The 12,660-nt window shown below is 45.4% G+C and carries 6 protein-coding genes; 1 reads left to right on the forward strand and 5 read right to left on the reverse strand.

Features of this window, described 5'->3' with window-relative positions; translation table 11 throughout:
• Nucleotides 1-64: 64 nt before the first annotated feature.
• The 4 genes from potE to L3V27_RS06960 all read right to left on the reverse strand — a co-directional run bounded on the left by potE (nucleotide 65) and on the right by L3V27_RS06960 (nucleotide 6,210).
• Nucleotides 65-1,375, reverse strand: coding sequence for a putrescine-ornithine antiporter (gene potE / locus L3V27_RS06945; protein WP_005396773.1), 1,311 nt, complete (start codon nucleotides 1,373-1,375; stop codon nucleotides 65-67).
• Between the two features lie 61 nt (nucleotides 1,376-1,436).
• Nucleotides 1,437-3,617, reverse strand: a complete 2,181-nt coding sequence (gene speF / locus L3V27_RS06950; RefSeq protein WP_031780582.1) for an ornithine decarboxylase SpeF — start codon at nucleotides 3,615-3,617, stop codon at nucleotides 1,437-1,439.
• Between the two features lie 409 nt (nucleotides 3,618-4,026).
• Nucleotides 4,027-4,473: a helix-turn-helix transcriptional regulator gene (locus L3V27_RS06955; RefSeq protein WP_031780583.1), complete on the reverse strand. Its 447-nt coding sequence runs from the start codon at nucleotides 4,471-4,473 to the stop codon at nucleotides 4,027-4,029.
• Nucleotides 4,474-5,013: 540 nt separating this feature from the next.
• On the reverse strand, nucleotides 5,014-6,210 hold the full coding sequence (locus L3V27_RS06960; protein WP_046875696.1) for an SEL1-like repeat protein: 1,197 nt from the start codon (nucleotides 6,208-6,210) through the stop codon (nucleotides 5,014-5,016).
• A gap of 546 nt (nucleotides 6,211-6,756) precedes the next feature.
• Between L3V27_RS06960 and pulA the strand changes: the two genes are divergently transcribed.
• Complete coding sequence (gene pulA / locus L3V27_RS06965; protein ID WP_237311415.1) at nucleotides 6,757-10,746, forward strand: pullulanase-type alpha-1,6-glucosidase; 3,990 nt, start codon at nucleotides 6,757-6,759, stop codon at nucleotides 10,744-10,746.
• Between the two features lie 105 nt (nucleotides 10,747-10,851).
• Here pulA and L3V27_RS06970 read toward each other — a convergent pair whose 3' ends face one another.
• A complete protein-coding gene (locus L3V27_RS06970) occupies nucleotides 10,852-12,468 on the reverse strand; it encodes an endonuclease (protein WP_237311416.1) in 1,617 nt (538 codons plus the stop codon).
• Nucleotides 12,469-12,660 lie beyond the last annotated feature (192 nt).

Genomic DNA, 12,660 nt, shown 5'->3' on the forward strand with positions numbered 1-12,660 from the left:
ATAAGCGCCTAAAAACAAAGAGCCTTCCACACCGCGTTTGGGAAGGCTCTTTCATTATTATTTTTTAATTTGCTAAAGGCTCATGCTTGGCAGCAATCAGACCGTAAGCACTCCAGCCTAGGAAGGTGACGATTGAGCCCCACATCATCGCTTCGTAGCCAGAACCATATAGCGCGTAGAAGCTGTATAGAGAACCAATCAGAGCGATAATGTTGGTGGTTTTCATCTCTCGCTCTGGCACGTGCGCCACTTGCTGCATGATGAAAATTGCGCCCATACATAGGATGTAAGGAATAACGTTCGTTACTACCGCTAGGTTAACCAGCGCTTCGAACTGCTCGTTCAGCGTTGGAGAAATAGTCATTAAAGACAGCACCGATTGGATAACCGTGATGGCCACCATACCTTTGATTGGCGTACCACGTTTGTCCACTTGAGAGAACAATTTAGGGAAGAAGCCCGCATCAGAAGATGATTTGAACACTGACGCGATAGTGAACTGCCAACCTAATAGAGAACCCGCACAAGCCAATACCGCCATACCAGCAACCGCTTTACCTGCTGCTGAGCCAAGCATCACAGACCATACGGTTGAGAATGGCGCGGTAGAAGCGGCAAGCTCAGAGTTTGCAACGATACCAGAACAGATGTTTGTCGATACAATGTAAACCACCGCAGCAATCAACGTACCGCCCAATACTGCGATTGGTACGTTCTTCTCTGGGTTTTCTACCGCTTCTGAGTTCGCACAGGCCGATTCAAGACCAAGAAACGCCCATAGTGTCATGGCAATAGAAGCACTCACAGCTTCACCAAATGGCAGGTGGTGTGGGTTCCAAGCTTCTATGTACATGGTTGGGTTAAACCAGAACCAACCAACAATACCTAGCGAACATACCGGTAGGATCACACCCCATACCGTGAAGGTACCGATTTGACCTGTGATTTTCGCACCACCGAAGTTAGCGAAAGTACAAATCCAAAGAATGGCGATGGTGTACAAACAGGTTTCGACCGGAGATAGGGTCACTTCAAAAAATGCGGAGCCGTAACCCACACAGGTAATCGCGATCGCAATATTCGCAATAAGGAGCGACAAACCGTAAGTCCAGCCCGCCATAAACGCACCCGATTTACCGAATGCGTAAGACGCGTAACCGTTCATACCGCCGTCACGTTTACTAAAGCGACCACATTTTGCAAACACATAAGCCAACGCCAAAGAGCCCGCTGCCGTGATCAGCCAAGACAACACAGAAATGGTGCCCACTTGCGCCAGTTTACTTGGCAGCATAATGATACCGGAGCCAGCCATGTTGATGAACGTCAGAATGGTTAACTGCACCACCGACATTTTTTTAGTTTCAGTACTCATAAATTATTCTCCACGAATAAGCGGTTCGCACCGACGCTGGAGCGTGGTGCGAACGGGTAGATTAATCTTTTAGGACATAGCAATGTGCGGTAGTGCGACCGTCGACATCTTCAAGGTACACACCTTGAATTTCTGGCGCGAAGCCTGGGAATCGGTTGATGCCTTCTTCTAGAGATAAGAAGTAATCCACCACCTGTTGAGTCCAGATTTCACCAGTGATCACACAGATAATGCCTGGAGGGTAAGGCAGTGCACCTTCGGCGGCTACGCGGCCGACGGCCTCTTTAAGTGGTAGGTAATCGCATTCACCGCGGAAGTATTTACGTGTTGCCACGTCTGGTTTGTGAACCATTTGTGGGAAGTATTCACTGCGGAACATCGCTTTTTGTAGCTGTTTCACGTTCAGCTCTTTGTACATGTCATGCATTTCCTGACATAGCTGACGGATGGTGTAACCACGGTAGCGCTCTTTGTTCGCTTCGTAGACGCCTGGTAGCACGATACTGAGAGGTGCATCATCACGAATGAATTTTTCAAATCGGTTGATTTGCGCGACAAGGTGACGGATCTTACCCATATCTTCCGCTGGAGTGAGTAGGAACAAGATGGAGTTCAAGTCACACTTCTCAGGGATGATGCCGTTTTCGCGAAGGAAGTTCGCCAATAGCGTTGCCGGAATACCGAAATCTGCGTAGCTGCCGTCTTCGGCAATACCTGCCGTGGTTAGCAACAATTTACATGGGTCAACAAAGTATTGACCTTCGCCATAACCTTCAAACTTGTGCCAGTTTGCATCTGGCTCGAACATGAAGAACTTCTTGTTGGTCGCGATCACATCCGTGTCGTAACTGCCCCAAGGTTGACCTTCAATTTCATTTGGAATGAACGGACGAATTAACTCACAACTTTTGAGAATTTCTTTACGCGCTTCGATACCTGTCTTAACCGCGTCGCTCCATAAACGTAAGCCTGCTTCACCATCGTGGATCTTCGCGTTCACATCCAATGCTGCAAACAACGCATAGAACGGAGATGTCGATGCGTGCATCATAAACGCGTTGTTAAAGCGTTTGTGATTGCAGTAACGAGCTTGGCCTTTGATATGGCGGTCTTTTTTGTGGATTTGCGACGTTTGAGAGAAACCAGCTTGTTGCTTGTGAACAGACTGGGTCACGATCACACCCGCATCTTCTGGTTTCAGATCCAGTAGCAGTGGCGAACAATCTTTCATCATAGGGATGAACTGCTCATAGCCTACCCATGCCGAGTCAAACAAGATGTAGTCACAAAGGTGGCCGATCTTATCCATGACGTAACGAGCGTTATAAATTGTACCGTCGTAAGTCCCCAACTGGATGATGGCCAGGCGGAACGGACGTTCATCTCGTGCACGCTCTGGAGATACTTTCGCGATTTGAGCACGAATATACTCTTCATCGAAACAGTGCTCATCCATACCACCAATGAAGCCCCAAGGGTTACGCGCCGTTTCTAGATAAACTGGCATACCACCCGCTTGGATTAGCGCGCCGTGGTGATTCGACTTGTGGTTATTGCGGTCGAACAATACCAAATCGCCTTCAGTTACTAGCGCGTTACACACCACTTTGTTTGAAGCAGAAGTACCGTTGAGTACGAAGTAAGTTTTGTCAGCGTTAAATACTTTTGCAGCGTGTGCTTGCGCTTGGTGTGCAGAACCTTCGTGGATCAGTAAGTCACCTAAGTCCACGTCCGCGTTACACAAGTCGCTACGGAATAGGTTTTCACCAAAGAAATCGTAGAATTGTTTACCAGCAGGGTGTTTTTTGAAGAACTGACCACCTTGGTGCCCTGGACAGTCAAACGCCGAGTTACCCATCTCAACGTAGTGCGTTAATTGCTTGAAGAAAGGAGGGAGCAGACGACACTCATATTTAGTCACGGCTTCATTAATTTGACGGCAGTAGTAATCGATAGATTGTCTTTCTAAATCAATAACCCCCGTTAACCAAACGTAATCTTCTGCCGAAACTGGAGTTTCATCGGTCACTAAGAAAACAGGAATTCCGTACCCTGTTTCCGAAATCATTCTGTGCAGACCCGCTTTAATGTCTGCTGACGTAATAATAGCTGCACCAACGTCGGTTAATTCAACTTGTTCTAAAGGCAGTAAGTGACGATTAAATTGTTCATCTAAAGATTCAGCTAATAAGCTAAAGTCTTCAGGCATGTAATTACTAACACCTATAATTAAACGTTTCATTTGAAATATCTCTTTTTTGTTCTTTAAAAATGACAAGGACAGATATTACAAACGAAATATTTATTTAAAATTCAAATTACAAATTTCGTGATTAAATTTTCATATTTAAAAGACTTATTTTATCGAATTAAAATTTAGAGACTTTCATCACTTTCCAATTTCTATCTCAATGATATTGAAACGCACCTAAAAGGAAAGATCCTTCAATAATTATGTGACAACGCCCATTATTAAAAAGAAGGTTATTATAAGAAAATAAAGTTTTGAGATTTCCATCACTATATAATAAGTTAAATTATATTATTGCAGTTTAAAACACTCCACTTTTAACCAAATTTAAACACATAATAAAAGAGCCATCAACACATGTATTGATGGCTCTTTACTTTGGATATAAAGAAAAAACAACTTAATTGAATAAATGACTATCTAGCTTGACTCCACCATTCGACCATTGTTGATAACGCTTTACAGACATGCCTGACGAGTACATGGTATGTTTACAATCCATACACTCAACAAAATACAACCCACTCATTCCTGCCATAACGTGCAGCCTTCGGCTATCGCAGCGCTTGCAGGACAGGCGCTTTACTTTGGTGTTGACGTCAATACGCCGAGCAAAGTTTAACGTTTCGTGAGAGCATAAAGCGTCAACAGCACTATCTTTAAAAGGATGCTCACTAAGTAAATAATTAATGGCGTAATCGTACACCGGGGGGATTGAAGATTTTCCACTTTCAATATTACTTATCTTAGCAACGGAAACGCCTAATAAAGAAGCGAACTCAGCCTTGCTGTACTCTAAGATAAATCTTGAAGAGATGAATTTATCTGCACTAATGATTCTCAACATACACAAATCTCTAATAGAAATAAAAACAGAGAAAACTAATTCGCTCCATTTCTGCTGAAACATGTAATGAAAAAGTTACTTCCTAGTGTAATTCTGCATATTATCTATGCTATTTTATTTTGTACGTCATCTTGCGCCTAATTAATTATAAAATCAATAATCCATGCCTAAATATAAAAACACAATTTAAGATTTATAATACAATTTTTAATTTACATTATTAGATAAAGTAATGAATACTATTCACCTATTACTCTGGGCATCAAGTATTGCTCTTCAATCATTATTACTATCAATTGAAGAGACTTGATTTGAGCCCAACAGGAGAAGTAGATAAAGAGGGAAATCCCTCTATTTGAAGATAAACATATCCCGCCTTAGCGAAGTACTAAAAATGTGTTGAAAAATCGAATAAATAGTATGCAATCCAGTAAATAAATCGCTTAGATAAGTTTACAGTCTGTAATTGTGATCGACAGAGATACTGAGACAGAAAGGCAAAAGAAAAGCCTCAATTATGAGGCTTATGGATAAGATAAATTATGGTTGAAGGAAATTCTGCGTGAAATCGAGCGCCTCTTTAGAGAGCTTTTTTTCGGTGGACGATGTGGTTGTCTGTCCCTCCGTCGTTGCGGTCGTCATGTCAGGCTGGAAGTTCGGCGCCGATGCTTCATCCCATGCGTTAGCATCGTCTTTATTTTCGTCACTCAACACCGCGTTAAGCTCCTCCTCTGCAGGAAAATACGCTTCGCGTTTGTACACCTTGTTCAGCGCCCGAATAATGGAATGCTTTCTCACCATCCCTGACGCAAGCTTTCTTTGCAACGGTTTCGCTATGGATTGCAATCCAACGACGACATCAACACCAATATTGGTTGCCACTTCGTCACGCAACGTACGCGCTGGCTGATACCCCATATTGGCAGCAAGAAACAACCAAACATAAGCAATCGCATTGCCTGTTTTACCTTTGTCCTTCCACGCTTCGCCAGCATGATACATCGCCTCGGCGCTACCACCTTCTGCGGCTCTTTCAAGCCAATAGCAGCCTTTGACCATGCTTTTTTCTGTACCAACACCATTTAGGTAACATAAGCCAACTTGGATCTTTCCGTCCGCACTGTCTTTTTCAGCCGCTTTCATAAACCAATAAAGCGCATCTGCACTGCGTCCTGCACTATTGTCTGGTGAAAGTTGCCATTCACCCATGTAAAGCATGGCATCAATGCAGCCTTCTTCGGCTGCAGTTTCAATCAGTTGGTTACCTTTGGGAATATTTTTTTCCGTTCCGCGACCAAAAACCAACGCTTTGCCTGTCGCAAATTTCGCTTCGGTATCCCCTTCCATTCCGGCAATGGCGGTACGCCAAAAGTTTGCCTGCTCTTTTAAAATCACATCTTCACGCATGCGCTCACTCAAGCGAACAATACCGTACATTCCCGTCACATTGTCCAACTTAGCGGCTTTATCATACCAATACAGCGCTTGACGAATGTTGTCCTTCTCAGCTTCTTTCGCTAGAAATAAAATGGTGGGGATATGTCCGGTTTCTGCTTTGAACTCACGCTCTTTACGCTCTTGCTCTCGAGCTTTTTGCATCGCCTTTCGATAAGCGGCTTCGCGAGCTTTCCTCTCTGCCTCGAGTCTCTGTTTCCGCATCGACAACGAGATCATCCACACAAATATCAGGACGAGTGAAAGGCCAGTTGCCGCAATGGCAATGCCCATACTACTCATAAATAGCCTCTTTTGGTTTCAGGGCCCAATTCATCTCCCTCTCAGGGAAATCTTAAGATTACGCGCCGACATAACGCCGACTACCTTCATTATATAACGACCACTTAGCGAAAATCTGAAGCTTGCCAAGACTTAATGGCGGTATTTTATGCAATATCACTGCAACTTATTTTTAATTGAAAAATATCACTGTGATTTTTATAGAACTTAGTCACGGTTTTGGGGCTGAGATATTCTCCTCCCCTATCATCCCCCCTTGCTCCTCCTATAAAATTTTACATTTTAATGATGTGCAGAAGCTCTCACTATGCGTCTGTTTTATTATTTAATTTGTGAACAAAATCGACTGTGACAGAAAATTTTCACTTGTAAAAAACTTAACTGCCTGCTCTCACATTTTGCTGATGATTCAGTGTATTAGCATCTAGTTGAACATTTCCTTTTTCGGCATCTGCCTTTCTAGCGTGTGCGAAACCTTCTTGATGACTGAGTCAGCGAAGGCAGCGCGCAGCTCAATATCAATTCAATAACAATGGATTTGTAAACGTGGACAATAAGACATTTAAATTATCAACAATTGCCAAAACCGTACTGCCTTTGATTTCCGTCGCAGTCATCAGCGGTTGTGGTAGTGATAGCACGAACGAAGATACGACGAACCCAGGCTCAGGCTTGTACCCTGCGGGAGAGAACGAGGTCGTCATTTATTACAAACGCGACGTGGCGTCCGCTTCAACGGCCAGCGACTACGAAGGTTGGGGCTTGCACCTGTGGAACGGTGAAGGCTGTACCAGCACAGATTTAGACGCAATGGGCATTCCTGGCACAGGAACGGATTGGTCGGCACCGCATCCATTCGATGGCATCAACGACACCTACGGTGCTTATTACGTACTGAAAGTGAACCCAGATGCCTCTGACCCACACGAATGCATGAACTTCATTCTGCACAAAGGTGATGAGAAAGCATTCGGCAGTGCAAACTCAAAAGTAGAGCTGACGAAAATCGGCGAATCTAAAGGATTGTTTGGCTTCCACGGCAGCAGTGAGCTTTACTACGAGCCAATCGAAGAACGCCCTGTTGATATTGATGGTCAAAAAGCGCATTGGCTAGATGCCAACACCATCGCGTGGGAAGCGGCGGCCAATGCGGATTCCATGAAGCTGTTCTACAGCCTCAGCAACGACATTAAAATGGATGAAGACAAGCAAATCTCCGGTGGCACGGCGGTTGAGTTGACGAAAGCAGGTGATTTATCTGATGGTCTGAAATCACGCTTCCGTCACCTTGCTAGCCTCCAAGCTGCAGGCATTGATGTCGATGACGCGACCCTACGCACGATCCTGAAGTCACAAATCGTTATGGTAGCTTACAACGCGAATGGTGACGTCATTTCTGCAACTGAAGTGCAAAAGCCGGGCGTTTTGGATGCGGTATTTGCCGATTCCAAGGCAGGTAACGCGATTGGTCAAGAACTCGGCGCAATTGTGGAAGGCGGTGCCGCAACCTTCAAACTATGGGCACCAACTGCCCAAGATGTTGATCTGATAATCTACGATGAAAACTTAGCAGAAGAAGCGACCGTTGCCATGACGGAAGACCCAGCAACAGGTATCTGGGTTTCTGAGGCACAAAGCAACGTTGTCAACAAATACTATCGCTACCAAGTTAAGGTATACCACCCAACAACTGGCGTCGTTGAAACGCGTTTGGTAACAGATCCATATTCAATGAGCTTGTCTAAAAACTCGCGATACTCGCAAGTGGTTGATTTAGATGATCCAAGCTTAATGCCTCAAGATTGGAAAAACTACGCACGCCCAACGGTTAAAAAAGACGAAGACCACGTCCTTTACGAGTCACACATTCGTGATTTCAGCTTTAACGACAGCAAAGGCACGCCAAGTCTTGATGGCAAATATCTTGCCCTTACAGAATCTGAGCGTGAGTCTGTTTCTCACTTACAAGCCTTAAAAGATGCAGGCCTAACAACGCTGCATATCCTGCCAGCATTTGATATTGCAACCGTGGATGAAGACGCTGACCAGCGAGTCGATATCACCGACACCGTGGGTAAACTTTGTGGCATCAAGCCAGAAGCCTCCATCTGTGAGACCGAAGATGACGGCAAAGTGATTGAAGAGGTATTAAATAGCTACGACCCAACAACGGGCAAAGCACAAGCGTTGATGAACGATCTTCGCATGCTAGACAGCTTCAACTGGGGTTACGACCCATACCACTACACTGTACCAGAAGGCAGTTATGCGACCGATCCTAACGGTTCTAAACGTATCCTTGAGTTCCGCGAAATGGTGCAAGCGACGCATAAAATGGATCTGAAACTGGTCATGGACGTGGTGTACAACCACACGAATGCATCCGGTGTGAACGAAAAATCAGTACTGGATAAAATTGTCCCTGGGTACTACCACCGCCTAAACGTCAACACTGGCGGCGTAGAAAACTCAACCTGTTGTGATAACACCGCCACCGAAAACCTAATGATGGGTAAACTGATGGTTGACTCATTGATGGTGTGGGCGGATGACTATAAAGTCGATGGTTTCCGTTTTGACCTTATGGGCCACCAGCCGAAAGATGTCATGGTCTACGCACTTGAAAAAGTCCGTGAAATTGATCCGAATACTTTGTTCTACGGCGAAGGCTGGGACTTCGGTGAAGTTGCGCAAAACGCTCGCTTCGATCAAGCGACACAAGTCAACATGGCGGGGACAGAAATCGGTACTTTCTCTGATCGTCTGCGTGACGCAGTTCGTGGCGGAAGCCCGTTTGATGGCGGTGTAGATTCTGAAGGTAAGCACCCACTTCGCTTCAACCAAGGCTTTGGTAACGCTGCTTACCCGAACGAAGAAACCAAAACTGACGCAGAATCTGTGAATGGCCGTCTACACAACCAAGATCTGGTTCGTCTAGGTATGGCTGGTAATTTAGCTGACTACGTCCTTCTGGATTACAAAGGCGAAACCAAACTTGGTAAGAATGTTGATTACAATGGTGCTCCAGCAGGCTACACAAAAGTGCCATCAGAGAACATTTCCTACGTGTCTAAGCACGATAACCAAACGCTGTGGGACAACAACGCTTACAAGATTGCGACAGGTACTTCATCTGCTGAGCGCGCACGAATGCAGTCTGTATCACTATCAACGGTGATGCTAGGTCAAGGTATTCCGTTCATTCACATGGGTTCTGAGCTATTGCGCTCTAAGTCAATGCAGCGTGACTCGTACGATTCTGGTGACTGGTTCAACCGTGTATTCTTCGATGGAAGCGACAATAACTGGAACGTTGGTCTACCACGTGAAGACAAAGACGGTGCAAACTGGGAGTTGATCAAAACCATCGTCGGTGACAGCACGGCGAAACCAGACTCAACGGACATCGAGCTGACGAAGCAACAATTCCTAGAGCTACTAAAAATCCGAAGTACAAGCGAACTGTTCCGCTTAGACACCGCGCAAGAAGTGATGAATCGTGTTGATTTCCGCAACGTGGGCCAAAACCAAGTAGAAGGCTTGATTGTGATGTCTATCGACGATGGCACATCAGCAGGTGCCGATTTGGATTCGAACTACGATGCTGTCGTGGCCGTTGTTAACTCAACATCAACTGAGAAATCTTTCAAAGTTGCTGGCGCAACTGGTTTCGAGCTGCATGAAGTTCAACAAAACTCTGCGGATGACATCGTGAAAGGTGCAAGCTTCGCCAATGAAACATTCACAGTACCAGCACTGACAACAGCGGTATTCGTACAGCCACAAGACGGCGCGCAAGGTGCTGGCCTACCAGTAAACACGGATAACAAAGACGTATCGAGCATTCCTCCTTACGGCGAAACCGTGGTTTACGTCAAAGGCACCATGAACGAGTGGTCAGATAGCAGTGACTGGGCGATGACCTTTATTGGCAATGGCATGTACTCTGTAACTGGCGTTCTTGAAGCTGGTGAACACGAGTTCAAATTTGCGGATTCAGGATGGGCAAATCCAAACATCGGTTGTGATGCTGCGGATTTGGCTTCTGGCTCACTAGACTTAGGCTCTGCGGGAAACTGTACGTTGTCTGTCGCTGAAACTGGTAAGTACAACTTCACTCTGAACGCGTTACATGTTCAAGATGAAAGCGTAGAAAAACCTGTCGTTTCAGTGACGAAGTCAGCAGATGCACCAACGTTCGGTGAAACAGCACTTTACCTACGTGGCACTATCACCACATGGGATACTCCAGCTCAAGACTCCACTGCGAAGTTCAGCTATGTAGCAAATGACGTTTACTCGCTAGACATTGACCTAGCGGCGGGCAACTACGAGATGAAAGTTGCGAGCGCAGACTGGGCAGCAGACACCAACTTCGGTGGCGAAGGTAGTGTTGAGCTTGGTAAAGCGCTAACGATGGAAGTCGGTGGCGGTAGTACAAACCTCAAAATTGCGATTGCAGAAGCGGGAAATTACAACTTCCACTTCAACGCGGCTGACAAGTCGGCGCCAATCGTGACGGTAACGAAAAACTAGTTTCATTTAAAAACATCCGTAATGAAAAAGGGGAAGCATCGCGCTTCCCCTTTGTTTTGTTGGTGTCACTATCACTAAATGGTGGATACCAAAATCAAGAAGGTGTTAGTTTCCCCAAATCTGTTCAACAAACTCTGGGTGATCAACGAATGGATTGCGATTGCCCTGAAACTCAAACACTTGATGATTGCGGTTTTGTTCTTTTTCACTAACGGGATCATTTTTGTGCCAACGCTTAAGCATGTTTAACATCCAAGGTTCAAAAACCGTTGAACTTGAACCATCAAGGACAGCATCCGCATTGCTTGAATTACCTTCCCAGTTACCTACAACATTTTCATAGCGGGTTGCCATGTAGAAATAGGCACGAGCAAAATCGCCTTTAAACTCATCGATCGGCTCAAACACCGTACCGGAATAACCTAGGCCTGTGCTTGCTTGACCAAGTTTAGAACCATTACTAGACACGTACGTCGCGGTGGCAACTTCACCAAATGGCCAGTTACTGCGCTTCGCGTTCACATAGCCATCGGTCGCAAACAAATGATGACCATCGGAGTTCATCGGTTCAACTTTACCGCCAAACCAGCTTTTCGGGAACGAGTGTTCACGGTTGTAGCAATCCCCTTCTTGGCTATATTGACCACATTGGTCTGTCACTTTCGTGAAGCTGATAGCATCACTGCCCACAGGTTTCTCTGAATACATATCGAGAATAGAGCCATCATTTTCGTAATAACGATCAATATCGGCATCTTTTACCAAGGTCCACACCGCAGAATAACCTCGGCTAGTGTGGTTGTTGATGATGTTAAACAGCGCCGTTTTTAGAGCGTAGCCCGTCTTGCCAGACGCCGCTTGGTAGTAACCATCAACTACTGGTGGGGTCGTGGTTGAGTCACCTAACGTAAAGTCGGTGGTTTCGCTTTTCGCAAATTCATCGCCAGAGGCAAGCGTATTATCCCCCACCTTCAACGCGTAAGACCCCGACCCATTGCCACAGCAAATGCCGTCGCCATAGCTGTCTTGAATCGTAAATTGGTAGTTACCATCGGCTAAACACATGGTCTTTTCAACAGTGGTTGACGACTCATACCCCTGACCAGAGAAAAGCACTTGCGCTTGGCTATTTTTCAACTCCCAGCTAGTTTCTGAGCCATAGTTGTCCGTCGTGAGTGTAAGAAGCACTTCATGATCACTACAACTTTCTACAGGAGGTTGTGTACTTGTCTCGGTCGGTTGAAAATTATCGATGTAGACAACTTCTGAGCCGTCAAAACCGGCCTCATCATAAAAACGCAACCCGACATTGATGGTCTTGTTCGAACTCGCAGTATAGTTATGCGCCAGCTCTTGCCACTGGTTTACCTGCTGCGGATCTGAGTAATTGTGATAACCATCAACCACCAGACGTGCTTTTACATTTCCTTCGGTGTGATAAACCGAGACAGAAAACGGATAGGTTTTCCCTTGCTCCACATTAATGGTTTGCAAAAGGTCAGTGTTGCTTTGGGTACCTGTATTCACGACGACTTGAGCAGCCAGGCCGCCCGATTTGATTTGTTCGCTGCTTGGCGACACCGCGATGCCAGCGTCAATCACTGACCACTGCGTAGGCGCAGTGCCATTCCACTGTTCAAAGTCACCATTGAGAATTTGGCTATATGCAAGCGGAGAGCTAATAACAGCAAGAAGACAGAGGGGTTTCGTTATGGATTTCATTATACTTTTCCATTAGTTATGTAAATCCCAAACACGATAAACATATTAGTAAGGCATAAGTAATCCTTAGGTCACACTTTTACGTTGCACAAGTGTTAATTTACTTTTTAATGTGCAGCTTATCTCACAAATATCTACCGGCTGAAAACAAACGCCAATGCAAAAAGCGAAGCAACCTGTTGGCTACATCGT

It is taken from the genome of Vibrio sp. J2-3(2022), from assembly GCF_021725735.1.
GTDB classification, from domain to species: domain Bacteria; phylum Pseudomonadota; class Gammaproteobacteria; order Enterobacterales; family Vibrionaceae; genus Vibrio; species Vibrio diabolicus.